Origin of the sequence: Clostridium tarantellae, from assembly GCF_009295725.1 — a bacterium.
GTDB classification, from domain to species: Bacteria; Bacillota; Clostridia; order Clostridiales; family Clostridiaceae; genus Sarcina; species Sarcina tarantellae.
In genome coordinates, this window is sequence record NZ_WHJC01000606.1 from 1 (window position 1) to 642 (window position 642).

At 28.5% G+C, this 642-nt stretch carries 2 protein-coding genes; both read right to left on the reverse strand.

All coding sequences use genetic code 11. The annotated features are described in order from the left end of the window. On the reverse strand, nucleotides 1–453 hold a 453-nt coding region (locus GBZ86_RS16585), incomplete at its 3' end, for a restriction endonuclease subunit S (RefSeq protein WP_207707489.1). A 12-nt stretch (nucleotides 454–465) separates the two neighbouring features. Then, on the reverse strand, nucleotides 466–642 hold a 177-nt coding region (locus tag GBZ86_RS16590; protein ID WP_152892495.1), incomplete at its 5' end, for an N-6 DNA methylase.

Consider the following 642-nt stretch of genomic DNA (forward strand, 5'->3'; position numbering starts at 1 on the left):
TGCAGGTTGTGATGAGGTTGTTACACTTGGTAATATTGTTTTGTAATAGAATCTTTCGCTGCTCATACTTGATTTTATAAAGTAGCTATTATCTTTTGAAATTCTAATTCTACAAACATTGGGTGCTAAATAATATTTATCATTTTCATCAATTATTGCTAACTCTCCAATTGTTCCAACATAGGTTAGAAGTAAATCATTGATAAACAGCTTACTTCTATTGAGTTTTGAGAAATCACTTTTATCAATAAATTTTACATCCTCTAAATTCAATTTTCCATCTTTTACATTCAATCCTCTTAAAGCTATTTTTTCACCTTCATCTGAATATACAACATACTTAGTAAATTCAAATCCTGCTAATTTTGTTACATCTGCTATTTCTCCAATTTTTCTCTCTTTCCATTCATCCTCAAATTCTTTAAATCTTAACTTAGGTACATTTCTTTTCATACTCTGCACCTCCTATAGTCCTAATTCTTTAAGGTCTTGTTCTAATTGTTTATATAAATCATCCATTTTTTCATCTCTAGCCTTAATGCTATTTTGAACTGCAACTATATCTATTTCCTCTTCTTCTTCAAAGGTATCTACGTATCTAGGAATGTTTAAGTTATAGTCATTTTCCTTTATTTCATCAAT